We start from the raw sequence: 24513 nt of genomic DNA on the forward strand, positions 1-24513 counted from the left end.
TCTCTAATTCGCGCGAATAAGCGAATAGTGTAAAAGAAATATAAAAGAGATGTCATGGGGCATGAGGATATGAAATACTTAACTGGACAACAAGAAAAAGAAGCGATTCGATGGATGAATAAAGCGGCAGAAGTTGCCAAAAAGGCTTTATGCCTGAAGGCAAAATGTGGAAGCGTAATTGTAAATGACGGAGAAATTATCGGAGAAGGTTATAACGCACCGCCATTAGATAGGGAAGAAAATCGGATGTGCGATAAAGAAGTTGGTGTGGGTAAGGATAAATATGATCGAACATGCTGTATGCATGCTGAATGGCGAGCGATAATGGATGCGTTGAAAAGAAGCCCAGAAAAGTTGGAAAGATCAAAGTTGTATTTCACGAGAGTAGATGAAAACGGTCAGATTAAGAAATCAGGGAAGCCATATTGTACGACATGTAGTCGAATGGCGCTTGATTCAGAAATAGAGAAATTTGTTTTATGGCACGAAGATGGCATCTGCGAATATCCGACTGACGAATACGATAGATTATCTTATCAATATAATCCCGTGGGTTAGGTAATAAGCAGTAAAGGTGTCACATGACGCAGACCAGATACTCTTCTCTAATTCGCGCGAATAAGCGAATAGGGAATAGGCGAATAGTGGGAAAAATGTATAAAAAGAGGGTATGTCCAATAAAAATCAGATCTCCAAAGAAAAACTTCGTTATTCCAAAATTACGCCCTATATTTATATTGGGACGAATATGCTGCAGTATTCCCATTTTGAGCGTCTGAAAAAACTTGGTATTTCGGTGGATATTGACTTGGAGGCGGGACATATAGAAAAAATCCCCATGCGGGGTTTGGATACATTTTTATGGCTTCCCACCAAAGACGGTCATGCGCCAACGCATAATCAAATGGCCGCAGGTGTTGCCTTTTTAGACCAGATGGTAAAACACAAGAAAAAGGTATATGTTCACTGCAAAAACGGCCATGGACGCGCGCCAACATTGGTGATTGCTTATCTTGCGGCACGGGGTATGATGTCAAAGGCCGCGTACGAATTTGTCAAAAAAAGACGGCCCGTGGTACATTTGAATAAAGAACAAATGTCTGCAGTTGAGAAATTTGCGCGTTTATACAAAAATCACGATTCAAAATGAACGGTTCAAGTCAAGAACAATTTTCCAGGGCCGACTTAAAAAGAGTGAGAGTGGACGAGGCATTAAAACGAAAAAATAAAAGGCGTCTCTTGTGGACGATTTTGGTTTTGGCCGTACTTATTGTTTTGGTGGGTGGCGGAATACTATTAAGCAGGTCTCGTTCTAAAAATCTTCCCGGTGTTTTTGTTTCCGATGAGGGACGCGAGCATGTTTCGCCCGGACACCCGCATACCTATAATTCCAACCCGCCAACTTCCGGGCCGCATTTTGCCCAGCCGGCTGAATGGGGCATTTATAAGGAAGAGCTTCCGGACGAGAACCTGATTCATAACCTGGAACACGGCGGAGTCTGGATTTCTTATAAACCCGGAATCTCTGAAGAAATTCGCAAAAAACTTGAGGGGTTTTTTGAGAAATACGGACGCAAAATAATTGTAGAGCCGCGTTCTAAAAATGATTTGGATATCGCGCTTGTTGCTTGGAACCGTCTGGACAAATTTAACGCCAGTGATTTTTCTGAAGAACGGGTGGATAGATTTATAAAGGCGTTTAGAAATAAGGGACCGGAATTTGTGCCTTGATTGTCCAAATTTAGGAGCCTTTTTTTATTCTTATGCTCTACGACATTGTTGTTATAGGCGGTGGACCGGCTGGTACGGCTGCTGCGGTCTATGCCGCCCGCAAAAAATTAAAAACCCTTCTTATTACCGAGTCTTTTGGAGGGCAGTCTATAGTTTCGGACGACATTCAAAACTGGATCGGAGAAAAACATATCTCCGGTTTTGATTTGGCTAAAAAACTTGAAGAACATGTACGCGCTTATCCCGACATGGTGGACGTAAAAGTGCCGGAGAAAGTGCTGGAGGTTAAAACTTCCCGGTGTATAAACGGAACTAGGGTTTGTGATTTTTCAATAAAAACGGAACAAGGAAACGTGTACGAGGGAAAGACTGTAATTCTTGCGGCAGGCGCGCGTAGAAGGAAATTGGGTGTTCCGGGGGAGGAGAAATTAAACGGCAAAGGCGTGGCCTATTGCAGCACCTGCGATGCGCCATTATTCAGCGGCAAAAAAGTCGCAGTTATTGGCGGAGGTAACGCGGGGCTTGAAGCCGCGCAGGACCTTTTCTCTTACGCGAGTGAGGTTTATTTGTTCCACCGGGGCGAGGCCCTGAAGGGTGACCCCGTGGAACAGGAGGAAATAAAAAAGAACCCGAAACTTAGGGAGATTATTTTAAATGCTGAAACTCTTGAGATTTTAGGAGATAAATTTGTGACCGGACTTAAATATAAAAATCTTAAGACCGGCGAGGAGAAAACGCTTGAAGTGGACGGTGTGTTTGTAGAAATAGGTTCGGTGCCTAACTCCGAAATAGTAAAAGATTTGGTGGAACTTGACCAGTGGGGGCAGGTGAAAATTGATGCCAAACACGCTTCCACATCACAGCCCGGAATTTTTGCTGCCGGAGACATTACGGACGATCCTTATAAACAAAATAATATCTCGGCCGGGGACGCAGTAAAAGCGGCTTTGGCGGCGTATGCGTATTTGCAGAAAAGAGAAAAGCAATCACCGGCTGCAGAGAATTAAAATTGCCGTGGGTGGAAACCACACGGCTGCTAAAAGTTTATCTAGACTCGGGTTTCTGTTTAGCCATGTTTTGCGTAATACGGAATTTGGCCGTCTCAAGGATGACGGGTGTTACAATATCCTCAATATGCTCTTCTTCCATAGGGTTGAGCTCGCCTTTTAAAAAAGCTTCTGCGACTTTTAGTGGGGTCCCGTATTTAGTCAATAGTCCCCACGCACCGATACTCATTCTCGTCTTTCTCATCTGATGCCTCCTGCACTCGGATTCCCGAAGTGCAAATAGTATAATAACAAACTACTAAAAAAGTGTCAACCTTCTTCGAAAACACTCAAAAACTTGTTGAAGAAGTCTCTAGGCTTTTAGCCGGGATCCCGGCCCCGACGTTATGTCAGGGCTTAGGGGCCCCAAAATTATTCATATGTCAACTTTTTTTGAGAATACTTCTAAGATAGTCAACAAGGCAGCTGGTGTCGCCCATATTTCGGACGATATTTTGGCGCGTCTGCAAAAACCGGACAAGATTTTAGAATTTGAAATTCCGGTAAAGATGGATGACGGTTCCGAGAAAAAATTTCAAGCTTGGCGCGTACAGCATAATAACGCCCTTGGCCCGTACAAAGGCGGTATTCGCTATCATCCCGAGTCAAACCTTGATGAGGTGAGGGCTCTGGCTTCTTTAATGACTTGGAAAACCTCACTTATGGGTTTGCCTTATGGCGGAGCAAAGGGCGTGGTAAAAGTAGATTCACGAGCATTAAGTTTGAGGGAGCTTGAGGAGCTTTCCCGAGGATATGTCCGCGCTATTTGGAAAGAAATTGGTCCGCAAAAAGATGTTCCTGCGCCGGACGTAGGCACCAACCCGCAAATAATGGATTGGATGACTGATGAGTATTCAAAACTTGTTGGCCAGTGGAGCCCAGCCGCTTTCACTGGAAAGTCGGTTGAAAAAGGTGGCTCGTATGGACGAGAAATTGCGACAGGATTTGGGGGATATGTGGTCTTGCGTGAATTTTTAAATCTTTCAGGCCCCAAAATCGGAACAAGCGTGGCCATTCAGGGGTTTGGTAACGTCGGCTCCAATATCGCCAAACTTCTTGCGCAAAACAATTTTAAAATTATTGCCATTTCCGATTCTAAGGGTGGGCTTTATGAGGAAGCAGGCATTGATATTAAAAAAGTTGCTGATACTAAAGAACGAACCGGCACTATTGATAGAAAAACCTGCTATGCTCTGGAGCCGCATGGAGAGGCGTGTCGGGAATTAACCAATGAAGAGCTGCTTACTTTGCCTGTTGATATTTTGATTCCCGCTGCTTTGGAAAATCAAATCACGGCCGACAACGCAGCACATATAAAAGCCCACGCTATTTTAGAAATGGCCAACGGGCCAACAACTCCGGAAGCGGAGGCAATCATGACAGAACGCGGGATTGAAATTATACCCGATATTTTAGCTAACGGAGGAGGGGTTGTCGGCTCATATTTTGAATGGGTGCAGTCACTTGATAAAAAATATTGGACCGAAAAGGAGGTTTTGGATAAAATTGACGAGAAGATGAAAGAGGCGTTCGGTGCAGTTGTAGAAATGAAAAATAAATATAACACCACATGGCGTCTGGCCTCATATTTGCGAGCCATTACGCGAGTTGCGGAAGCTTTAAAATAAACTTATTATTAAACTATGGCATTGGCTAAAATAGCTATAAATGGTTTTGGCAGGATAGGCCGCTCCTTTTTCCGGGGAGCTTTTGGCTTGCCTGAATTTGATATCGTTGCGGTTAACGATCTGACCGATGCTAAAACCCTTGCCTATCTTCTTAAATACGATTCGGTTTATGGCCGTTACCCCAAGATCGTGGAGGGGGCGGATAGTTATTTAAAAGTGGACGGCGAAAAAATACAGGTATTGGCAGAAAAAGACCCCGCTCAACTTCCCTGGAAGGATTTAAAAATAGATATTGTTATTGAGTCAACCGGCTTTTTTGCCTCTGGGGAAAAAGCTAAACCGCATATTGATGCCGGAGCCAAGCGTGTGGTAATCACTGCTCCCGCTTCCGACGGCGTAACAACAGCGCTGATTGGCGTAAATGATGATCGGTTTGCAAAAGCAGGGCCTATTACCTGCAATGCTTCCTGCACTACCAATTCGGTTGCGCCGATTATGGCCATAATGCTTGAGAATTTCGGCATACAAAAAGCCGTGATGGTTACTGTGCACGGCTACACCGCCACCCAGAAACTTGTTGACGGGCCGGACGCAAAAGATCCTCGCAGGGGTAGGGCAGCGGCAGTAAATATTGTGCCTTCCACCACCGGCGCGGCAGGGGCAGTGATTCAAGCCATACCAGAACTGCAGGGCAAGTTTGACGCCGTATCAATGCGAGTCCCCACCATTAGCGGATCGTTGAGCGCAAACACCGTGCTCACCGCTAAACCTGTTACGCGTGAAAGTATAAATGATATTTTCAAAAAAGCTGCCGCAGAAACCCGCTGGTCAAAAATTTTAAAAGTAACCGAGGATCCGATTGTATCAAGCGACATTCTGGGCGAGCCATACGGCGCTATTGTTGATTTATCCCTCACCAAAGTAATTGACGGTAATCTTGCTACTGTATATTCGTGGTATGACAACGAGGCGGGGTATACGGCGACACTCATAGAACACGTCCGCAGAATTACTGAGAATCTTTAGTTGTAAAAACACTTAATATCAAAACGGCCTTAGGCCGTTTTGACTTTTAAGGGGACTCAGCTACAATCTAAAGTATTATGCGTCAATCACAACTTTTCGGGAAAACCCTGCGTGAGGCGCCCAAAGATGAAGTATCGGCCAATGCAAAGCTTCTGGAACGGGGCGGTTTTATTTATAAAACCATGGCCGGAGTTTATGACTACTTGCCTCTTGGGTATAGGGTACTGGGGAAAATAAATCAGGTGGTAAGAGAAGAAATGGATACTATTGGCGGGCAGGAGATTTTGCTGTCGGCCCTGCAGCCCAAGGAGCGTTGGCAAAAAACCGGACGCTGGGAGGGCATGAAAGATATAATGTATCAATTTAAAGATCACTCCGGGCGCGAGATGGGGTTGGCAACAACCCACGAGGAGGCGTTGGCCGAAATTGCGCTCCGAACCGTTCACTCCTATAAAGACCTTCCGCTTTTTGTTTATCAAATTCAGACTAAATTCCGCGATGAGCCGCGCGCAAAATCGGGCCTTATCCGCGGCCGTGAATTTTTAATGAAAGATTTCTATAGTTTCCACCGCGATTATGACGACCTTGGGAGATTTTATGAAATTGCCGATACTGCATACCGCAAACTTTTTAAAAGACTTAATCTTGATTTTTATGTGACCGAGGCATCGGGCGGAACTTTTACTAAAGAATTTACACACGAATATCAGGTGCTGTCGGAGGCGGGCGAGGACTGGATTTTGTACTGCAGCAGATGTCGTTTTGCGCAAAATAAAGAAGTTAGTCAGATGAGAGACGGCGGGAAGTGTATTAAATGCAACGGAGCGGTAAAACTTGGCAGAAGTATAGAGGTAGGCAACATATTTAAGTTAGGCACTAAGTTCTCTGAAGCCTTTGGGCTCTATTATTCGGACGAGAAAGGCGCTAAAAAGCCCGTGGTAATGGGAAGTTACGGCATTGGGCCGGGGCGTTTGCTTGCGACCATCGTTGAGGTGCACCACGATGAGCAGGGAATTATCTGGCCGGATACAGTAGCGCCCTTTCGCGTGCATCTTATTGAAATAATTCCAAAATCTAAGAATTTAAAAGTTAAAAAAGCCGCAGGACGGTTTTATAAAGACCTCCTTGCCAAAGGGATAGAAGTCTTGTACGATGATCGCGATGATAAAACCGCAGGAGAGAAATTTGCAGATGCGGATTTGATTGGGATACCGTGGAGAGTGGTGGTGAGCGAGAAAACGCTCCAAAAGAAGGGAGCGATAGAAATAAAAAGAAGGTCAGAAAAAAAAGAAATGGTCGTAGACAAAAAAGAACTTTTCAAGAGATTAAAATAAGCCTACTCGCTTTAAGCTTTCGGCTCGTACTCTACGCGTCTTGTGAAGACACCGTGTTTTTCCCTAAATGTTGCAGGTGATCCATAACCACGGTTCTCTTGCCATTCCTTTGTATTGGTAACAAAGAACTGGTCTGTAATCGACAAAATCCTCGCGCCTCCTTTTATAGAACCGATAAAATCGTTGATTTTTTCATCCAATCTATGAAACGCATCATGGATACCACCACTAGCAACAAAGGTTTTTACCATCTCTTCCTCCAAAGAACCGATCCAGTTTAGTCTATAATAATTCAATATTTTTGTCAATACATGCTCAACAAACTCTTCGGACACTTTTCGCATGATATAGGAATTGATTTGGGTACGGCCAATACCCTTGTTTATGTTCGGGGGCGGGGAATTGTGATAAATGAGCCGTCGGTGGTGGCGGTAAATCAAAAAACCGGACAGATTGTGGCGATTGGCTCCGAAGCCAAACGAATGGTCGGGCGGACACCGGCCTATATTACTGCTTCGCGTCCGCTGGTTGCGGGCGTGGTTTCTGATTTTGAAGTTACTGAGGAGATGCTTAAGTTTTTTATCCGCAAGGTTCACGAAGAGGCTTTTTCTTTTTTTGCGCGGCCGCGAGTTGTCATCGGAATTCCCTCCGGCGTAACAGAGGTTGAAAAACGCGCCGTGGAGGATGCGGCCAAAAATGCCGGAGCACGCGAGGTTTATCTGGTGGAAGAACCAATGGCGGCAGCCATAGGAGTGCGGATGCCGGTGCAGGAGGCAGTTGGTTCCATGGTAGTAGACATTGGCGGCGGCACTGCAGATATTGCCATGATTTCTTTGGGCGGCATTGTGGTTTCTAAGGCCCTGCGCATTGCCGGAGACAAATTAAATGAAGATATTATACGTTTTGCCCGGGACGAGTTTAAACTTCTGCTGGGTGAGCGTACAGCAGAAGATATTAAGATCGCGATTGGTTCGGCTTACGAACTATCAGAGCCGCTTGAGGCCACCATGCGAGGACGCGATTTGGTGACCGGGCTGCCCAAGGAACTCGTAGTGGACGATGCTGATATTCGCCGCGCCATGCGACATTCCATAAATACTTTAGTAAACGCCATTAAAGCTACGGTGGAGGCAACCCCGCCGGAATTAGTGGCAGACATTATGCACCGCGGAATTGTAATGGTTGGTGGAGGATCGCTCCTGCGGGGACTGGACCGTTTAATTCAAGAGGAGACAAAAATTCCGGTAAAAGTGGCCGAAGATCCTCTGACTGCCGTGGTGCGGGGCACAGGAATTATTTTGGAAGACATTGACTCTTTACGGGATGTTCTGGTGAGCACGGGTTATGAGAAAGTCCCAACCTAACATGATGCGACGTGGTCAAATAATTAAGGTGGTAGCGGCAGTGATTCTTCTCGGGCTGCTTATTTTTTTTAGTAACGCCGGTTTTGCCAAAAGTATACGCATGGGAATAGTTTTGATTTTCCGGCCCCTGATGAAGATTTCACAAGCTGTCCGAGGAACCTCACTAAAATTGTCAGATAAAGAGGTTTTGGATCTTGTCAAAGAAAACCAGCGCCTTAAAGCGTCTCTTTTTGATGCGGAAAAATTAAAACTTGAAAATGAATCCCTGAAAAAAGCCCTCGGGTTTAAAGAAACTGTCGCGCCGCGCCTTCGGGGTGCAAGAGTTTTGCTTCATGCCCGGGAACTCGGCAAAGAACTTTTAGTGGTTGATCATGGTGAAAACTCCGGAATCAAAAAGGGCATGTTGGTTACAGATTCTAACCGGATGTTGGTTGGAAGGGTGTTTGAAGCAGGACCGAACATCGCCAAGATTTCTGTTGCCTCCAATCCGGAGGAGGCTTTTGAAGCAGATATCATACCGCTACGCGTCAGAACTTTAATCAAAGGTATCGGCGGCAAGACCTTTTCGCTGGAGTTAATTTCAGCCGATGCCGCACTGCGTCAGGGGGATTTTGTTATGCTTTCCGGTAAAATGCCCCTTTTGGCGGGCGAGATAACATCCATCGGGCAAACTTCCGGCAGCGCTTTTAAAGAAGTGCGGGCCTCATTGCTTTCTCGTCCGGAAACGCTTCAGGAGGTATTTATTATTTCTTCGCCTTAGGACCTCTTACACAATAACAATTCTACTGCAACTCCAGAATTTTGGCTGCAAATCGTTCAGGCTTCGTCGTCTTATATGCACCATATAGGCCTCCTCATCCTTCACGATTTTCGCTCAAAATTCTGGAATTTCGGAGACGGGGCGATTTCGCTGCTGTGAAATGCGCCTCGCGTCTTGACACGAATGCTTATTGTGTAAAAGGTCTTTAGAATTATGCGCAATCTTGTTGTCGTGGTAACATTGCTATTTGTGTTTTTTTTGGAGTTGACGTGGGGATCGCGTATTAGCTTTTTTGGTATTCAGTTGCCGCTGACACTGCTAACTATATTTTTTTGGTTCTGGACCACGCATTTATATTCTCGTCTTTGGATGGCGGCGTTCGGCGGACTTATTTTGGGCAGTTTTTCGCTCTACCCCCCTGCTCTTTACGTTGGTATTTTAGCATTTGCCTCTTTTTTAGTTGAGTTTTTGCGCGAGTTCTTCCTCCTTAAACTAAAGGCCTAAATGTCCACTTTCCGCTTTTTTAAAAAAAATAGTCATGGAATACAACTTGATCCGGATGAGGTGCTGGCGGATTCGGCCAGCGCCTTACGGCCCTTTACCGTAACTGAAGGTAAAATGGAGCGTCCTATTGGCCGGGTTGCGGCTGTCTTTTTTTTACTGGTAGCTGTTGGCGGCATGCTTTATCTTTCCGGCCGCGCGTTGTCGCTCCAGATAAAATCAGGGTCATCTTTTTTCGCAAAATCCCAGGAAAACAGGTTTTTGGAGAGACCCATTTTACCGCCGCGCGGCGTACTTTATGATCGTTTCAAAGAGCCTCTGGTTGAAAATGTGCCCTTACTCGGACTTTTATTTGACCGAAGAATGTTTTTTAAGGAGAAAGGCGCGCTTTCGCTCTTGAGAGAACGTCTGCAGGAACGGTTGGGGTTTTCAAACGAGTTTTTGTTGTCTTTTGGATTTCCAGAGGAAGACGATCCGTCAAAACTACCGCCCAAAATAATTCTTTCGGATGAGTTATCGCTTGAGAGATTGGTAAAGATCGCGCCCCATCTTGATGAATTGCCCGGAGTCCAGATCTTTGAGAGTTACCGTCGTGTCTACCAAGACCCCATGGCCAATGCTCATCTTTTGGGATTTGTCGGCAAGGTGTCGGAAGAAGACTTGGCGCGCGAGCCGCAGCTTGAACTGGAAGCAGTGGTTGGAAAAAGTGGCTTGGAGGCATTTTACGATTCAGAAGTTCGCGGCAGGAGCGGCAGGAAAATCGTGGAAGTTGACTCAAGCGGACGCGAAACCAGATTTCGTATGACGCAGGAGTCGGCTCCGGGATCAGGACTTATTCTTACGGTTGAAGGGGGCCTGCAAAAAATCGCCTATGAGGTATTAACGCGTTATATCGGAGGAAAGAAGGGGGCAAGCGTTATAGCGGTTGATCCCAGGGACGGTGCTGTGCGTGCGCTGCTAAGTTCCCCCTCTTTTAATATCACTAATTTTGGGCAAGCTCTTTCTCCAAAAGAATTTGAGGCGCGGCTGAAAGATCCGCTCAAGCCCTTTTTTAATCGTGCGATTTCGGGAGAGTTTCCTTCGGGATCAACCATAAAGCCGATTTTAGCCGCCGCTATACTTGAGGAGAGTTTGATTGATCCGGACAAAAAAATTTATACCGAGGGGTTTATTGAAATCCCTAATCCGTACAAACCGGGTGAAAAATCAGTTTTTTTGGACTGGAAGAATCATGGTTGGGTAAATTTTTATGATGCGATTGCCCAGTCAGTAAACGTTTATTTCTATACTTTGGGCGGCGGATACAAAGGGCAAAAGGGTCTCGGAATTGAAAAAATTAAAAAATATGCCCTTGCTTTTGGTTTTGGTTCAAAACTTGGTATTGATCTTCCGGGAGAAAGGACCGGTTTTTTACCTGACCCGGAAACTAAAAAAATCACCGAGCCCGATAACCCTGTCTGGCGGGTCGGCGATACTTACAATGTTTCCATTGGTCAGGGCGGGGTAAAAGTAACGCCGCTTCAGATGACTATGGCCACAGCCGCAATTGCCAACGGCGGCAAAATTTGGCAGCCGCATATTATGGACGCGGTGCTGGATGAGGGCGGCAACATTAAGGAGCGTTACCAGCCGCGTCTTATCCGGGAAAATTTTGTAAGCAAAGAAAATTTATCACGTGTTGTTCGGGGAATGCGTCAGACTGTGACTTCAGGCACGGCGCGTCTATTGGCTGGTCTTCCCGTGTCTGCGGCCGCCAAGACCGGTACGGCGCAGGCGGGGTCCGGCCTGCCCCACGCTTGGGTAACTGTGTTTGCGCCGGTGGAAAAGCCGGAGATTGCCATAACCGTGATGGTGGAGCACGCCGGAGAGGGAGCCACAGTGGCTGTGCCCATAACCCGCGATATTCTTCAGTGGTATTTCCAGAGCCGTAAGTTATCAACAGTTGACTAATTTTATTAATTTTAATAAAGTAGGTATCACTTTTATGGAATATGTATCTCAAGAAGGTTTAGAAAAACTCAAGCAGGAACTTGAGCATTTAAAGACTACCAGACGAAAAGAAATTGCAGCTCGCCTGGAACACGCCAAAACCTTAGGCGATCTTTCCGAAAACGCCGAATATCAGGAGGCCAAGGAGGAACAATCGTTGATAGAGTCGCAGATTACCGAGCTTGAGGAGACAATCCGTAATGCCGTTCTGATAAAAAAGGATCGTATCAGCGATACGGTTGACGTTGGTTCAACCATTCGTGTTCGGTCAGGGGAAGGCGAAGAAACATATACTATTGTGGGTTCGGAGGAAGCCAGTCCCGCACAGGGCAAGATTTCCAACGAGTCTCCCTTGGGAAAGGCGTTTTTAGGCCATCGTGCGGGGGATACGGTTGAGGTAAAAACTCCCGGAGGCATGACGACTTACGAAATTCTTGGAATACAATAGGGTTCTGTTGATGATGTAGATGTTAAAGCAGGGGTTGATGTCCCTGTTTTTTCTTTTTATACTGGGCTTATGGCTTTAGAAGATATTCGTAAGGAACGGCTCAAAAAATTAGAAAAGCTGCAAAGTACTGGTAGTGACCCCTATCCGGCCGAGTCGGGCCGGACGCATTTGATTGGGGAAGTTTTAAAGAAATTCTCGGCATTGGCTAAGTCCAAAAAAGCGGTGGCCGTGGCGGGGCGCATAATGGCTAAGCGCGAGCATGGGGGATCAACATTTATTGATATTCAAGACGCAGGCGGTCCGCCCCTTCGGGGTGAGGCTCGCCCAGCTTCGCTGGGCGGCAAAATTCAAGCCTATTTCAAGAATAACGTGTTGGGGGAGAAGTACGGGATGTTTATGGAGACCGTTGATATTGGCGATTTTCTCGGTATAGAGGGGAAGCTTTTTAAAACCAAAAAAGGCGAGGAGACGATTGAGGTTTCTGGCTGGCAGATGCTGGCAAAATCGCTCCGGCCCCTGCCCGAGAAATGGCATGGTTTGCAGGATGTGGAGGAGCGTTTCCGAAAACGATACTTGGATATTTTGATGAACCCGGAAGTTCGCGAGCGATTTGAGACGCGCTCCAAAATCATCAGGGTCCTGCGCGATTTTTTTGAGAAAAACGGCTTTTTAGAAGTAGAAACACCCATGCTTCATCCAATTCCCGGAGGGGCGCTCGCCAAGCCCTTTGTAACGCATCATAATGCTTTGGATATTGATTTATATTTGCGGATTGCGCCCGAACTTTATTTGAAGCGTTTACTCATAGCCGGCTGGGAGAAGATATTTGAAATTGGCAAAAGTTTCCGTAACGAGGGAATTGACGCATCGCATAATCCTGAATTCACAGAACCCGAATGCTACGCTGCTTACTGGGATGAAGAAGATATGATGAAGTTTGTTGAAGATTTATTTTTATCGCTATTGAGGTCGGACCTCGATAGAAGCTATCGAGGTCCGACCTCCAGACATCAAGTTGAATTTGAAGGTAAAAAAATTATTTTCAAAAAACCATTTCCGCGGATCGCTTTTAAAGAGCTTCTCAAGCGCTACGCCTTAGTTATTGACTACGACAGTGAGTCGCGGGATTCTTTGGCTACCCGTGCGCGGCAATTTGGAATTGAAGTAGGTCGGCATGAAACAAAAGGGAAAATTGCGGATGAGATTTATAAAAAAATCTGCCGGCCGCACTTGGTACAGCCGACGTTTGTGGTAAATCACCCGTTGGATATATCGCCTTTGGCCAAAAGGGCAAAGCATGCAGGAGAAGTTAGGCGTTTCCAGCTTGTCGCAGGCGGTATGGAGCTCACCAACGGTTTTGCGGAACTAAATGACCCCTTGGATCAGCGAAAACGATTTGAAGAACAAGAAAATCTTCGCGGCGGAGGTGAAGAAGAGGCGCATCGGATTGACGAAGATTATATGGAAGCCATGGAATACGGAATGCCCCCTGCTGCCGGTCTTGGAATCGGTCTTGATAGAGTGGTGATGCTATTTACCAATACCAAAAACATTCGTGAGGTAGTATTGTTCCCCACAATGAGGCAGAAATAACTAAGGTATTATTTTATGCTTGATATCAAGTGGGTTCGTGAAAACTCTAAAGAGCTTAAAAAATCCCTCAAAAATAGGGGAGTGGAGTTTGGTGTGGAGCATTTACTTGAGGTGGACGAAAAACACCGGGCAAAAATTAAAGAGGTGGACGACTTGCGCGCCGAGCAGAATAAACTATCGGAGGAAATTGCGCGTTCCAAAGACCAAGCCAAAATTGAATCGTCCAAAGAACTAAAAAGACGGCTGGGCGATATTGAGTTTGAGTTGAAGAGTTTGGAAAAAGAATTTACTGATTTAATGTATAAAATTCCCAATATACCAGACCCGGATGTGCCGGTGGGAAAAGATGAAAGCGATAATAAAGTCCTGCGAGAAGTTGGTGAGAAGCCAAAGTTTAAATTTAAGCCGCGAGATTATATTGAACTTGGCACTAAACTTGATCTTATAGATACGGAACGCGCGGCCAAAGTTTCCGGCACGCGTTTTGGATATTTAAAACACGAGGCCCCGCTTCTTGAATTCGCGTTGATTCAGTACGTGATGGATTTTCTGCGCCAGGAAGAAAATATCGCCCAAGTTATAAAAGAAGAAAACCTTAATCTTCTCCTCAAGTCTTTTATCCCCGTTATTCCGCCTGTTTTAATAAAACCCGAAGCCATGCGGGCCATGGGTTATATGGAGCGCGGCGGAGACGAGATTTATCATCTGGAAAAAGACAACCTTTATTTGGTAGGGACAGCGGAACAATCAGTGGGCCCGATGCATACGGATGAAGTATTTGGGGAAGAAAAACTTCCTCATCGCCACATTGCTTTCTCAACTTGTTTTCGGAGGGAAGCCGGCTCCTACGGCAAAGATACGCGAGGAATTTTGAGGGTACATCAGTTTGATAAAACAGAGATGTTTATTTTTGCAACACCGGAAACATCACATGATGAGCATAAATTATTGCTGGCGCTTGAGGAACGTTTTTGGCGGGCGCTGAAGATTCCTTACCGTGTGGTTCAAATTTCCACAGGAGATCTGGGTGACCCAGCAGCCGCAACATACGACCTTGAGGCCTGGCTTCCCGGACAAAATGAAGGAAGGGGTGAGTATCGTGAAGTTACTTCTGCTTCTAACACTACTGATTTTCAGGCGCGGCGCCTTAATATTAAAGTCCGCCGCAAAGACGGTTCGCTTGAATTTGTCCATATGTTAAATGGTACGGCGTTTGTCATCGGCCGCACCTTGATTGCGATTTTAGAAAATTATCAGCAGGAGGATGGGTCGGTTTTGATCCCAGAAGTTTTGCGTCAGTACATGGGCGGAATTGGTGTGATTAAACGCTAATTTATGACAAGAGATGTAAGAACATGGATTGAGATAAATCAAAGATCGCTCCACCACAATGTGGAGCAATTTTTGAAGTTGATCCCAAAGAAGACTTGTCTTATGGCGGTAGTAAAATCTAACGCTTATGGTCACGGTCTCGTACAAGTTGCAAAATCTTTGCTTGCCCTCCGTAGCTTTAGCGAAGGAGGGTGGTTCGGAGTGGATTCCATTGTTGAGGGTCTGCGGCTTCGCAAAGAAGGCGTTAAAAATCCAATTTTTGTTCTGGGCGCCACACTTCCCTCACGCCTTGAGGAAGCAGCCAAAGAAAACATAATCATTACTGTTTCCAATTTTGAGATTCTAAAAGAGTTAAACAGAATAAAAAAACCTCCGGTCTTTCACGTAAAAATGGACACCGGCATGCATCGTCAGGGCTTTTTATCTACTGATATTCCCAAGGTTTTAAAATTATTGAAATCGTATCGTTTAAGGCCTCAAGGTATTTACACCCATTTTGCCGCAGCCAAAGATGCTGCCTATCCAACTTATACGTTGGAACAACTTAAAAAGTTTAATAGAGTGGTTTCCGATTTTAGAAAGGCCGGATTTTCCGCCAAAGGCGGATCCCCGTCTTCGCCCGGCTACGGACGGGCAGGCGCCTCGGGCGGAAAGAATTTAATACGGCATGCCGCGGCCAGCGGCGGTGCTCTTCTTTTCCCGGAGGCACATTTAGATATGGTGCGGATCGGCATGGGTTTGTACGGCTATTGGCCGTCGCCAGAAGCACAAATTGCAAAGCGCAATGCGCCGATCACCCTAAGGCCGGTATTGACGTGGAAAACAGTTGTGAGCGAGACCAAGGAGATACCGCGGGACTCGTTTGTGGGCTATGATCTTACAGAACGAGTACCTCAAGATACAAAAATTGCCGTCCTACCGGTTGGGTATTGGCACGGTTACGATAGAGGCCTTTCGGGCCTAAGTGATGTATTGGTACGCGGCAGGAGGGTTAGGGTGCTTGGTCGTGTCAGTATGGATATGATAGTGGTTGACGTGACAAAAGTTTCTAAAGTTAAGGCGGGCGACGAGGTTACGCTTGTTGGACGAAGCGGTAAAGAGGTAATCTGGGCGGACGAACTTGCACTTAAAATCGGCACAAGTCAGTATGAATTTTTAACTCGTATTAACCCCTTGATTAAAAGATTTATAGTATGAACACCAGCCGTATTGTTTATACATCCAAAGAGACTAAGGGCCCGGGGATTTTATCAAAAAAAGCGCCGAAGATAGCTGGAGTCTCTGTGCTTTTTATACTGCTGGTCAGCAGTCTTTTTTATTTAGCGCGGTTGCCCAATTGGCAGGTTGCTAACTTTAGTTTCTCCGGCCTGAAAACGCTTGATCAAAATATGCTGCAGAAAAAGGTTATGAAAATACTTGAGGGTAACTATGCGCTTATTATTCCAAAAAGATCTTTCTTTTTCGTTAATTCTGATAAATTATCTAAGGCAGTTTTAAATGATTTCCCCAACATTCAGTCCGTTTCCGTCACTAAAAAATTTCCAGATTCCGTTAAAATTGCGGTTGAGGAACGTGAGCTTTGGGGGATTTTTTGCGCTAAAGCGGTCAAAAAAGACGTTGCGGCGCAATGCGTTTACGTTGACAAAACCGGTTTTGCCTACGAGCAGGCGCCGGATTCTGCAGGATTTCTTATAACCAGAATAAACACTGAAGGATTTTCTCCGGAAGTGCCGTCCCAAATTCTTGAGCCGCCCCTTACAGAACGGATGCTGTTTTTAGCCGAAGAACTTAGGAAAAACTTGGGCTTGGAAGTTATAGGATATGAACTTTCTAAAAAAGTACCGCGCGAAATTTGGGTTGTGACCAGCGAAGGTTTTAAAATTTACTTTAATAAAGATGATGATTGGGTTAATGCTTTTAGGGTCTTAAAAACAGTTTTGGATGAAGAAATAAAAGATAAACGGCCGCAACTGGATTATATTGATCTTAGGTTTGGAAATAAAGTGTTTTACAAGCTACTGCCATAAAACTTAACTCTTGGTGGAAGATAAACATGGTGTATAAAAATGTTTAGGGTTCCCATTGCTGGGAACCCTTTGGTACTGTGATGACCCATCCCTAACGGACGGGAGCTTACCTTACACGAAGCCGGACACTCCTTCTACTCCTTTCTGCCCGTTTTATGTACGGGCGGGCCGTATGGAGTGGGCGCCGTTAGACATATGGGGCGGGGAGGTGCCAGCAGTAGCCCCGGCCTGGATCACGAACAAACGTATGGCTCGAGGACTCCTTACTGGGCCTTGCCCGCCCCCCCAGGAGTGGTGTTGCCCGCCCCCAAAATAGTGTGGCAGGCCACCCTCCCCCAACGGAGCGGCGGTACGGCGGGCTCAAACTGCCATTCCCCGCCGTTATACCGCTGCCCCTCCCGCAAGGTTCCCACGCGGTCGCCAGTTAAGAGCGATTTTCAGCCTTGTGCTGGGTGGCCTCTCGTAAGGTAGGCCCACTGCCCAGCGGCCTAGCGCGGGGGAACCTTGTTAAAGGAATTATGTTAAATGGGCTTTCCCTGACTACTACTACCCCGTCGGGCAGCAGCTCAAGGAGGACGCGCCGTCATGGCCGCTTTAGCCCCCATACCCCGAAGAGACGGTTACCTCGGCCGAGGTCCTCTCCTGCTGCCCCATAGATCGGGGGCTCGGGATACTTCGAACCCGGCCAACCACTGAACTGGCGCCAGCTCAATGGTTGGGCTTGCAAACGCCAGTTCTGGTGAAGAAAGCTGGCGTACCGAGCCTGGTTCCCGCCCTGCATGCAATCAGAGGCAGGGAAGGGACTCGGGTAGGTTGAGCAGGAGGCGATAAACGCTCTCCGGCCCTTAGGTGCGCCAGCGCACCCGCTATCTTTCAAGTATAGCAAATCCCAAGTAATCTGTCAAGCGGCCTAATTTTTGTATTGTGCACTTAAAACCGATCGGTTTTAAGTGCACAATACAGTAAACCAAACTTAAATTATTAGTTTAGAGAACTATGGCAATTTGTATATAAAAATTGAGCCAATTTGGGCAACTGGGGGATAGGGTTTTAACCACTCATAAGAGTCTTCGGGTTTACGGATAAATCCCGGCGCGGGAGTTCCAAATGCGCTTTGTCTGAAAGTTGCGGAGATGGCAAACCAGTCATGCGCTGGTCCCCGGCCTGACCACCAGCCCTCAAATTTATCATCTAAATAATATTTCGGATCTCCGCCGCCAAAATAATCCACGGCAATTTTTTCTATTTTATTTTTCTCAACATATTGCGCAAGGCGTTTTAAATCTTGTCCCCAGTCATAATTGGAATCAACTGCGATTTTCCATCCGGAACGCGAACCGCCGGCAAATTCATTATAGTAGGTCATAAAATGCGGATATGCGCTTACGGTTCCCAAGGTGAGCCATAAAATCATAAGCGCCACAAAAATATACTTGGGCACCGATTTTACAAAAATTTGATAAATTATTTTCAGCCACTCAATCCAATTTTGTGGCGTAGAAATTTTGTGAAAACGCAGCCATTCTGTAATTTGTTTCGCCACCAGTAAATAGATAAAAGGAAAAGTTGGCAGTACGTGGCGCACGCCGATATTTAACGGCGATTTTATGGAGATTAACCAGTAAAATGCTATAAAAACAAGCGCGGAAAATTCAATAAAATGATTTTCAATCCACCCCCGTCCTCCTCCGAAGTCGAACTTCCTTAGGAAGTTCGACTTCTTTATGCTAAACCAAACGGCAACTAACGTTAAAACATGCAGTGCCAGCGGTTCTTTTAAAAGATAAAGGAGTGGAAAGTAGCTCCGCGAGCCGGTATTTGATACCTCGCCTAAGAAAAATTGGGTGTTTCCGCCGAGCGCCCGTTGATTAACCATCAAAACCCCAAGCAAATACTGTCCCAAGGGCCGTGTAATTTTATTTTTAACAAGCGCAATATCAAAATCCACCGGCGGCCGGAAACCGTAGGACGAAAGAAGAAATTCAGTGTCGCGGAGTTGACGCGCTTGAGGATAGTTCCAAGTGAACGGCACATATACGAGCCAGACGAGCAGCATTCCCAAAACTCCGACCATTGCTATTTTCCAAAGATACCGCAGGCCAACACGTACTCGTTCGTGAAAATGCAGGTTGGGTTGCGAAAAGACCCAGAAAATCCAGAGCAGGCCGTAGAGCGGGATAAGAAGAATGAGTGAAAATTTAATTAACTGCGCAACCCCAAAGGCAAGGGCCGAGACCAGCAGATTTTTCCAGGTTGGAGCTTCAAGAAATTTAAGAAAAGTAATTATACCGATAAAAAATCCAAAAGCCGCGCCCAAATCGGTAGTAACGTAGCGCGAATGTGTGAGAAAAGTAGGAGAGAAAGCAAAAAACGTAAGTGCGAGCAAGGCTACCGTATTTCCAAACCGCTTTTTGGTCCAGTCAAAAAATAGCCAGCCAAAAAGAATAGCAAGAAGAATAAGCGGAAAGCGCGACCAGAAAATTATTTTGTCAGCATTGTTGCCGGAATTGTATAAAAATTTTGTTCCTTGTGCCCATTGGCCATTGATATCGTCTTGCCAGTAAGGAGTATCGGTTGGGAAATGGGGTTTTGTAAAGATTTGTCCGGATAGTGCGGCCAGCGCCTTCAAAAGCGGCGGGTGCTCGGGATTTAGACGATAGTCAAGTTGAGTGACATATCCAAACCCTGCCGGAATGTGCGCTAGTTCATCCATAATGGCTGAATCATTACGAATTGAATCAAGCATGAGAAAAAGCATTACGAGGAGTATGGTAGCTGCCCCTATGTTGACTTTTTTCATAGAATAGAGTATAATTAGAATATACAGTTTAGATTTTAATCTCGGCTTTATTATAGCAAAAATCAGGCCATTCCACGAGAAGAAAGGGGGAGTCAAATGGCCAAGAAGGTGCAGGCGGCCCAGTCAAAGCCAGTCGTCAAGCCGTCGCAGCAGGTTTCTGCGGGCGGCGGCCCCATGGGGAAGTTCGCCATGAAGGGCGCTGTTGTATTCGGTGGTGCCCTCAACCCCACGCATTGGAGGGAGGAAATCCTCCGACGGGGGGCGACCATTCTCGAGGAGGGCGAAGGCTGGTTGAGCTACGGCATAGCGTAGGCCGTGGCCCAGCCGAGGAGTCAGGAGCGGTGTATGGGTTTTGCCCAGCCGCTCCTTTCAATTTACCAAAATTACGAAATCTCCCGGGACTTTAATCTTTAGACCCTCAAATTTTTCTTGAATGTTTTTTATAAGTTTTCTATCACCGCCGTTGAGAAATGCGATCACCGTCTTTTGTTGAGGCAAAACCTCTATAGCAGAGACCATAGAGGTTTCGTCTCTATAGGGTATATATGTAATATTTTTTTCCATGCGCTCTTTTTTTCTAAATGTATTCGTGGCGAACATTACGGTTTGGGTCGGAGCAGGGATGCCACGGATATCAACTCCGAGCATATTTACCACTACATATTTTTTTACATCATTCGGCAATCCATTTAGATACTGCCCCAAGTGCCAGATATCCGTAGAGAAAGCAAAATAAGAGTTGGGATTATAGGCCCACTGAACGAAATACTGTTGGAATGTGTACAACGGAATAAAAAGCAGGGTCAGCATTCCAAGTATAAAGACCTCTTTTTTAATACGCTCCAGCTGGCCTGTATACTGCGGCCATTTTATCTTCTGCTTTTCAAGCCAGTCTTTGACTTTGTGATAAATCCACCAAGACCCAAAACCCGAAAGAATCATAATCGGCGGAATCATGCCAATAGAGCGAAGGGCGTGCGGTAGTCCTTCGCGGGTAAGGGTGGCAGGAAGCGACATAAAGAAAAGCCATGCTATCAAGGTTAAACCTTGGTAACCAGGGGCTAACCTTGATAGCGCTAAGATGCCGATAGTGGCAAGTATTCCGTACGGCAGAAATGGTTGACAATCAAAATTGTGCCGCCAGTTACAGTCTCCGCCGCCGGGTACAAAAAACATACCTAAGGTTTTGGCATTGGATTTAACAAATTCTAAAGCCTGATTTTTTGCCGAAAAAACAGATACCTCACCTGCCCGTCCTATAAAATCCTGGGGATTTTCAAAAAAATAAAGTGCGAGCGGCAGACCCACCAAGATGTTTACTAAAAGAAAAAGTGCCACTAGGCATGGTATACAGTTTGTTTCTTTGTTTTTCCACCAACGAATAAGATAGATAATAATTGGTACTGCCAAAACAAAAGGCATAAACCTGAAAGCAATATAGGTATGGAATCCAAGGCCGGTAAATATACCGGCTGCGATTATGCTCCACAATTTCCCCGTACGCAGGCCTTTGAGTAAAAAATATAGAGCAAAACTGGCAAAAAATGGCACCATAATTGCGCGAAATCCAATGCGGGAAAAATTGATGTGCCAGAAACTCACGGCAAGAAAGAAACTGGTAAGGAGAGCGATTGAAGTCGAACTTCGCTCACTTCGCTCATGATTGAAGTTCGACTTCAATCGCAAGAGTTCGCGCGTCAAGAGGAATATCCCCAATATCGTCAAAGTCCCAAAAAAGGCGCTTACTATCCGCAACGCCCAAGGCACGTTTCCGAAAAGCCCCAACGCTATTGCCTGCAAATTAATAAAAAGACCCTCACGGCCGTTGTTTTCTGGATAAAATGTTTTGAAGTCACCCGTGGCAAGCGCCTCTAGGGCATTATTGCCGTTCATGGCTTCATCCGGATAAAGTCCCAACGGGATTTCGGTGATAAGATAAAAACGGAAAAATGCACCAAGGGCCAGAATACCTAATAAAATTAACAAGACACCGGTTCGTTTACTCATTGTGTTTACTATACTATAATAGACTATATGGTTGAAGATCAGGAGAAACCCTCAGCCGAGGAAGAAATCCGGCAATTGGAGCAAAAACTTGAAGAAAAAAAGCGCGAGTTTGCCCTGCGCGGTGTTGAGGTGCCCGAAGAAAAAGAGCTGTTGCGTGAAGTTCTGCGAAAACAGGTTGAAGAGGTTCGTCCTCCGCTCTCCACCCCGGCCGTAACCCCTCCTGCCGGAGCGCACTTACTAACGGATGACCTGAAGAAAAAAGCCGACGAAGTTAAAAATCAGGAGGAGCGGGAAACGCAGGTTCGTACCTTGATTGAGATTGCCTTAACACGCGGTATAAATAATGCCGTTAAGGTCGCCGAGTCTGCCACGCCCTATCTTTTAGACGAGCTGCATGATCACTTGGTGGACGACTACTACGATAAACTTGTCCAACTTAGAAAGATAAAGAAGTTATAAATTTTATTTCTGTGGACGAGCTTACTATTTTTTATACGTATCTACTATTGCTTTTTATCATTGTACTTGGCGTTATCTTTGTTTTGGTTCTTAGAACATCGGTGCGCCGCGGACTTATAAGCCGCTCACTTAACCTCGGTCTGCTTTTGGTACGTTTCAGTATTTCTCCGCCAGCGCAGGAGTCAACTCTACAGCAGATTCGGGAAAAAATTGCGCTTATGGAGCAATTTTACAACCATTTGGTTTTGGTTCGCGACAAATGGTGGAAGACCCTACTTTACGGAAAACCGGTTTTTGCGTTGGAGCTAACTGTTCCTTCCGTGGGCGAGGAGATTTCTTTTTATGTTGCCGTACCCCGCCGTCTTACCGGATCGGTAGAAAAAATTATTCAGGGTATTTTCCCCGATGCCAACGTGGAAGAGTCGCGCGACTACAATATTTTTAATCCCGGAGGAGCGGTTTCTGCTTCTTATATCAGGCTAAAAGAAAATAAATATCTGCCAGTGCGAACTTATCAAAAAATTGAGGGAGACCCCATGAAGGAACTTACCAATGTTTTCACCAAACTCGCTAAAAGTGGGGAAGGGGCGGCGCTCCAGATTGTGGCGCGTCCGGCCCGGAAAAAATGGCGCAAGATTTTAAAGGATCACGCCAAACGTGTTTTTCACGGCAAAAAAGAAAAAAGCGATGTTTTGCTTGGTGCGGTTAGCGCGGCCGGAGAAGTTTTCTCCGCCTCTCCCAAAGAGACCCCGGCCGCAAAAGCACAGGAAGGGCCTAAGCGCCTGACGCCTCTGGAGGAAGATTTTGTACGTTCTCTTGAAGCTAAGGCGTCCAAGGCGCTTTTTGAATCAAATATCCGCGTGCTTGCTTCTGCTCCGACTGAGGAACGGGCTCGCGTCATTGCCGCCGGACTTGAAGCCGCGTTTATGCAGTTTAGCGACCCCAACGCCAATAGTTTCAAGGTGGAGCAGAGTCGCGGGCACGCGCAAAAAGGAATTATTTTTAACTTTTCTTTCCGGGGATTTGATGAGCGCAAAAAAATAATTTTGGGGAGTGAGGAGTTAACGTCCATCTTCCATTTCCCGAATGTTTTTCTGGAAACCCCGCATATAAAAATTGTGAAAGCGCGTGAAGCCGTACCGCCTGTCAGTCTCCCGCGTGAGGGATTGCTTTTGGGATACAATGTTTTTCGGGGCGAGACCACCGAGGTTCGGATGCTGGAAGAAGACCGCAGACGGCATCTTTATACAATAGGGCAAACAGGCACAGGAAAATCAGTATTTCTGGAAAATATGATTATTCAGGATATTGAAGCAGGAAAGGGTGTGGGCGTAATTGATCCGCACGGAGATTTGGTGGAGCGTATTCTTGGGTTTATACCCCGTCATCGCTTGCAGGACGTTATTTATTTCAATCCCGGGGACGTGGCGCGGCCCATGGGATTAAATATGTTGGAGTATGATCCTAATTATCCGGAGCAGAAGACTTTTATCGTCAATGAACTTCTATCCATTTTTGACAAACTTTATAATATGTCCATTGCCGGAGGGCCGATGTTTGAGCAGTATTTCCGTAATGCCACGCTGCTTGTAATGGACGATCCAAAGTCAGGAAATACGCTGTTAGAAATTGAGCGCGTACTTACTGATAAAACATTCCGGGATCTTAAACTTTCACGCACTTCAAACATTGTTGTAAAAAACTTCTGGACGCAGATTGCGGAGAAAGCCGGAGGGGAAGCGGCTTTGCAGAACATGGTTCCTTATGTGGCTTCCAAGTTTGATAATTTCGTGGCCAACGAAATTATGCGGCCTATTATTGCGCAGGAAAAATCCGCTTTTAATTTCCGCGAAGTGATGGATAGCCAAAAGATTCTTCTGGTAAATCTTTCCAAGGGCCGCTTGGGCGATTTAAACTCTTCATTGATCGGACTCATCATGGTGGGCAAGATGTTGATGGCTTCACTTTCGCGCGTCGATTTGCCCGAGGAGAGGCGTCGTGACTTTTATCTTTATATTGATGAGTTTCAAAACGTAACCACAGATTCCATTGCAACCATACTTTCCGAGGCGCGCAAATACCGGCTTGACCTTACAATTACCCATCAATTTATTGGACAACTTAAAGAAGAGATTAAAAAAGCAGTTTTTGGAAACGTGGGGTCAATGGTTTCGTTTAGAATCGGTTCAGATGATGCTGAATTTGTTGCCAAACAATACAAGCCAATGTTCGGCGAGCAGGACCTTCTTAATATTGACAATTACAATTGTTACGTGAAGCTGCTTATCAACGGGCAAACCACACCGCCCTTTAGTATGAAGACTTATTCTTCGCAGAAAGGGGATAGAGAGACTGCCGAAACAGTAAAGGAAATTTCACGCACTAAATACGGCCGGCCGCGCGAGGAAGTGGAACGCGAGATTATAGAAAGACATGAGAGGCCGGCGGTTTAACATAGATCATCTCAT

General features: G+C 45.9%; 23 protein-coding genes. 19 read left to right on the plus strand and 4 right to left on the minus strand.

Annotation, left to right across the window (positions count from 1 at the left end; translation table 11 throughout):
- Positions 1–54: 54 nt before the first annotated feature.
- The 4 genes from HYW89_04035 to HYW89_04050 all read left to right on the plus strand — a co-directional run bounded on the left by HYW89_04035 (position 55) and on the right by HYW89_04050 (position 2738).
- A complete protein-coding gene (locus tag HYW89_04035) occupies positions 55–558 on the plus strand; it encodes a hypothetical protein (protein QQG45139.1) in 504 nt (167 codons plus the stop codon).
- A gap of 112 nt (positions 559–670) precedes the next feature.
- Positions 671–1150 (plus strand): dual specificity protein phosphatase family protein, encoded by a 480-nt coding sequence (locus tag HYW89_04040; GenBank protein QQG45140.1) that lies wholly within the window; start codon positions 671–673, stop codon positions 1148–1150.
- Positions 1147–1731 carry a DUF3105 domain-containing protein gene (locus tag HYW89_04045; protein ID QQG45141.1) on the plus strand — a complete coding sequence of 195 codons (585 nt, stop codon included), beginning with the start codon at positions 1147–1149 and terminating at the stop codon, positions 1729–1731. The genes HYW89_04040 and HYW89_04045 overlap by 4 nt, the downstream gene beginning before the upstream one ends.
- 32 nt (positions 1732–1763) lie before the next feature.
- Positions 1764–2738, plus strand: a complete 975-nt coding sequence (locus tag HYW89_04050) for an FAD-dependent oxidoreductase (protein ID QQG45142.1) — start codon at positions 1764–1766, stop codon at positions 2736–2738.
- A gap of 37 nt (positions 2739–2775) precedes the next feature.
- On the opposite strand, the gene HYW89_04055 is transcribed toward HYW89_04050, so the two are convergent.
- The gene (locus HYW89_04055; protein ID QQG45143.1) at positions 2776–2982 is read right to left on the minus strand and encodes a hypothetical protein; all 207 of its coding nucleotides are present in this window, start codon (positions 2980–2982) and stop codon (positions 2776–2778) included.
- A gap of 175 nt (positions 2983–3157) precedes the next feature.
- Here HYW89_04055 and HYW89_04060 point away from each other — a divergent pair, with 175 nt between their 5' ends.
- The 3 genes from HYW89_04060 to HYW89_04070 all read left to right on the plus strand — a co-directional run bounded on the left by HYW89_04060 (position 3158) and on the right by HYW89_04070 (position 6765).
- Complete coding sequence (locus HYW89_04060) at positions 3158–4405, plus strand: Glu/Leu/Phe/Val dehydrogenase (protein ID QQG45144.1); 1248 nt, start codon at positions 3158–3160, stop codon at positions 4403–4405.
- Positions 4406–4420: 15 nt separating this feature from the next.
- On the plus strand, positions 4421–5431 hold the full coding sequence (gap, locus tag HYW89_04065) for a type I glyceraldehyde-3-phosphate dehydrogenase (protein ID QQG45145.1): 1011 nt from the start codon (positions 4421–4423) through the stop codon (positions 5429–5431).
- Between the two features lie 77 nt (positions 5432–5508).
- Positions 5509–6765, plus strand: coding sequence for a hypothetical protein (locus HYW89_04070; GenBank protein QQG45146.1), 1257 nt, complete (start codon positions 5509–5511; stop codon positions 6763–6765).
- Between the two features lie 11 nt (positions 6766–6776).
- Here the strand turns inward: HYW89_04070 and HYW89_04075 are convergent, their stop codons facing one another.
- The gene (locus tag HYW89_04075; protein QQG45147.1) at positions 6777–7100 is read right to left on the minus strand and encodes a hypothetical protein; all 324 of its coding nucleotides are present in this window, start codon (positions 7098–7100) and stop codon (positions 6777–6779) included.
- On the opposite strand from HYW89_04075, the gene HYW89_04080 reads away from it, so the two are divergent.
- From HYW89_04080 to HYW89_04120, 9 genes are all read left to right on the plus strand, one after another.
- Positions 7077–8129: a rod shape-determining protein gene (locus HYW89_04080; GenBank protein QQG45148.1), complete on the plus strand. Its 1053-nt coding sequence runs from the start codon at positions 7077–7079 to the stop codon at positions 8127–8129. The genes HYW89_04075 and HYW89_04080 overlap by 24 nt on opposite strands.
- A gap of 1 nt (position 8130) precedes the next feature.
- Complete coding sequence (locus tag HYW89_04085) at positions 8131–8889, plus strand: rod shape-determining protein MreC (GenBank protein QQG45149.1); 759 nt, start codon at positions 8131–8133, stop codon at positions 8887–8889.
- A gap of 213 nt (positions 8890–9102) precedes the next feature.
- Positions 9103–9393 (plus strand): hypothetical protein, encoded by a 291-nt coding sequence (locus HYW89_04090; GenBank protein ID QQG45150.1) that lies wholly within the window; start codon positions 9103–9105, stop codon positions 9391–9393.
- On the plus strand, positions 9394–11340 hold the full coding sequence (mrdA, locus tag HYW89_04095) for a penicillin-binding protein 2 (GenBank protein ID QQG45151.1): 1947 nt from the start codon (positions 9394–9396) through the stop codon (positions 11338–11340).
- 34 nt (positions 11341–11374) lie between these two features.
- Positions 11375–11827, plus strand: coding sequence for a transcription elongation factor GreA (greA, locus tag HYW89_04100; protein QQG45152.1), 453 nt, complete (start codon positions 11375–11377; stop codon positions 11825–11827).
- A 69-nt stretch (positions 11828–11896) separates the two neighbouring features.
- Positions 11897–13420 (plus strand): lysine--tRNA ligase, encoded by a 1524-nt coding sequence (gene lysS / locus HYW89_04105; GenBank protein ID QQG45153.1) that lies wholly within the window; start codon positions 11897–11899, stop codon positions 13418–13420.
- A gap of 15 nt (positions 13421–13435) precedes the next feature.
- Positions 13436–14752, plus strand: coding sequence for a serine--tRNA ligase (gene serS, locus HYW89_04110; GenBank protein ID QQG45154.1), 1317 nt, complete (start codon positions 13436–13438; stop codon positions 14750–14752).
- A gap of 3 nt (positions 14753–14755) precedes the next feature.
- Complete coding sequence (locus HYW89_04115; GenBank protein QQG45155.1) at positions 14756–15949, plus strand: alanine racemase; 1194 nt, start codon at positions 14756–14758, stop codon at positions 15947–15949.
- A complete protein-coding gene (locus HYW89_04120; protein ID QQG45156.1) occupies positions 15946–16779 on the plus strand; it encodes an FtsQ-type POTRA domain-containing protein in 834 nt (277 codons plus the stop codon). Before HYW89_04115 ends, HYW89_04120 begins: the two co-directional genes overlap by 4 nt.
- A gap of 994 nt (positions 16780–17773) precedes the next feature.
- On the opposite strand, the gene HYW89_04125 is transcribed toward HYW89_04120, so the two are convergent.
- A complete protein-coding gene (locus tag HYW89_04125; protein ID QQG45157.1) occupies positions 17774–19579 on the minus strand; it encodes a glycosyltransferase family 39 protein in 1806 nt (601 codons plus the stop codon).
- Between the two features lie 96 nt (positions 19580–19675).
- Between HYW89_04125 and HYW89_04130 the strand changes: the two genes are divergently transcribed.
- Positions 19676–19891: a hypothetical protein gene (locus tag HYW89_04130; protein QQG45158.1), complete on the plus strand. Its 216-nt coding sequence runs from the start codon at positions 19676–19678 to the stop codon at positions 19889–19891.
- Between the two features lie 57 nt (positions 19892–19948).
- Here HYW89_04130 and HYW89_04135 read toward each other — a convergent pair whose 3' ends face one another.
- Positions 19949–21586 carry a hypothetical protein gene (locus tag HYW89_04135; protein ID QQG45159.1) on the minus strand — a complete coding sequence of 546 codons (1638 nt, stop codon included), beginning with the start codon at positions 21584–21586 and terminating at the stop codon, positions 19949–19951.
- A 27-nt stretch (positions 21587–21613) separates the two neighbouring features.
- Between HYW89_04135 and HYW89_04140 the strand changes: the two genes are divergently transcribed.
- Positions 21614–22045 (plus strand): hypothetical protein, encoded by a 432-nt coding sequence (locus HYW89_04140; protein ID QQG45160.1) that lies wholly within the window; start codon positions 21614–21616, stop codon positions 22043–22045.
- A gap of 11 nt (positions 22046–22056) precedes the next feature.
- A complete protein-coding gene (locus HYW89_04145) occupies positions 22057–24498 on the plus strand; it encodes a type IV secretion system DNA-binding domain-containing protein (protein ID QQG45161.1) in 2442 nt (813 codons plus the stop codon).
- The last annotated feature ends 15 nt before the right edge of the window (positions 24499–24513 follow it).

The sequence above is a fragment of the Candidatus Sungiibacteriota bacterium genome, from assembly GCA_016432465.1.
Taxonomy (GTDB): Bacteria; Patescibacteriota; Minisyncoccia; order Sungbacterales; family HO2-52-23.

Excerpts from the sequence above, each read along its gene's own strand:
- HYW89_04035 (QQG45139.1), top strand. The coding sequence starts at position 55 with ATGGGGCATGAGGATATGAAATACTTAACTGGACAACAAGAAAAAGAA.
- HYW89_04040 (QQG45140.1), top strand. The coding sequence starts at position 671 with ATGTCCAATAAAAATCAGATCTCCAAAGAAAAACTTCGTTATTCCAAA.
- HYW89_04045 (QQG45141.1), top strand. The coding sequence starts at position 1,147 with ATGAACGGTTCAAGTCAAGAACAATTTTCCAGGGCCGACTTAAAAAGA.
- HYW89_04050 (QQG45142.1), top strand. The coding sequence starts at position 1,764 with ATGCTCTACGACATTGTTGTTATAGGCGGTGGACCGGCTGGTACGGCT.
- HYW89_04055 (QQG45143.1), bottom strand. The coding sequence starts at position 2,982 with ATGAGAAAGACGAGAATGAGTATCGGTGCGTGGGGACTATTGACTAAA.
- HYW89_04060 (QQG45144.1), top strand. The coding sequence starts at position 3,158 with ATGTCAACTTTTTTTGAGAATACTTCTAAGATAGTCAACAAGGCAGCT.
- gap (QQG45145.1), top strand. The coding sequence starts at position 4,421 with ATGGCATTGGCTAAAATAGCTATAAATGGTTTTGGCAGGATAGGCCGC.
- HYW89_04070 (QQG45146.1), top strand. The coding sequence starts at position 5,509 with ATGCGTCAATCACAACTTTTCGGGAAAACCCTGCGTGAGGCGCCCAAA.
- HYW89_04080 (QQG45148.1), top strand. The coding sequence starts at position 7,077 with ATGCTCAACAAACTCTTCGGACACTTTTCGCATGATATAGGAATTGAT.
- HYW89_04085 (QQG45149.1), top strand. The coding sequence starts at position 8,131 with ATGATGCGACGTGGTCAAATAATTAAGGTGGTAGCGGCAGTGATTCTT.
- HYW89_04090 (QQG45150.1), top strand. The coding sequence starts at position 9,103 with ATGCGCAATCTTGTTGTCGTGGTAACATTGCTATTTGTGTTTTTTTTG.
- mrdA (QQG45151.1), top strand. The coding sequence starts at position 9,394 with ATGTCCACTTTCCGCTTTTTTAAAAAAAATAGTCATGGAATACAACTT.
- greA (QQG45152.1), top strand. The coding sequence starts at position 11,375 with ATGGAATATGTATCTCAAGAAGGTTTAGAAAAACTCAAGCAGGAACTT.
- lysS (QQG45153.1), top strand. The coding sequence starts at position 11,897 with ATGGCTTTAGAAGATATTCGTAAGGAACGGCTCAAAAAATTAGAAAAG.
- serS (QQG45154.1), top strand. The coding sequence starts at position 13,436 with ATGCTTGATATCAAGTGGGTTCGTGAAAACTCTAAAGAGCTTAAAAAA.
- HYW89_04115 (QQG45155.1), top strand. The coding sequence starts at position 14,756 with ATGACAAGAGATGTAAGAACATGGATTGAGATAAATCAAAGATCGCTC.
- HYW89_04120 (QQG45156.1), top strand. The coding sequence starts at position 15,946 with ATGAACACCAGCCGTATTGTTTATACATCCAAAGAGACTAAGGGCCCG.
- HYW89_04125 (QQG45157.1), bottom strand. The coding sequence starts at position 19,579 with ATGAAAAAAGTCAACATAGGGGCAGCTACCATACTCCTCGTAATGCTT.
- HYW89_04130 (QQG45158.1), top strand. The coding sequence starts at position 19,676 with ATGGCCAAGAAGGTGCAGGCGGCCCAGTCAAAGCCAGTCGTCAAGCCG.
- HYW89_04135 (QQG45159.1), bottom strand. The coding sequence starts at position 21,586 with ATGAGTAAACGAACCGGTGTCTTGTTAATTTTATTAGGTATTCTGGCC.
- HYW89_04140 (QQG45160.1), top strand. The coding sequence starts at position 21,614 with ATGGTTGAAGATCAGGAGAAACCCTCAGCCGAGGAAGAAATCCGGCAA.